The 385-nt window shown below is 72.7% G+C and carries 1 protein-coding gene; it reads right to left on the bottom strand.

Annotated elements, in window-relative coordinates; all coding sequences use genetic code 11:
• On the bottom strand, positions 1-385 hold a 385-nt coding region (locus tag QZH66_RS18735; protein WP_305807283.1), incomplete at both ends, for a hypothetical protein.

The following is a 385-nucleotide window of genomic DNA, read 5'->3' as shown; positions in this document are numbered from 1 at the left end:
CCAGCCCAGCGCCCGCACGCGCGCCCAGGTGGTCTGGAACGATGCGCTGGCCGCTGCCGCCAAACAGTTCGCGCCGGTCGCAGGTCCAGTCCTGCAGGCGGGCGTCGGGCGCGCCGCCTTGGCGCAGCACGAGAAAGGCGGTGCTGCCGCCAAACCCGGCCTGGTCGTCGCACTGCGTGGCCAGCAGCAGGTCCGCGCCGGGCAGGGATTCAAACGCCGTGTGCACCGATTGCCGGTCCAGGCGCTGCGCCCCCAGCACCCATTCCAGCATGCCGATGATGCGCAGGTGCGCGGCGCGCGCGCCCTGGTTGCGCACGCTGATGCGCACCTGCTTGAGCGGCTGCGCGGCATCCACGCACCAGCTGGCCAGCACTTCGAGGTCGCC

Source organism: Stenotrophomonas sp. YIM B06876 (genome assembly GCF_030711595.1).
In the GTDB taxonomy this organism is placed as follows: Bacteria; Pseudomonadota; Gammaproteobacteria; order Xanthomonadales; family Xanthomonadaceae; genus Stenotrophomonas.
This window is presented reverse-complemented; position numbering and strand designations above follow the sequence as displayed.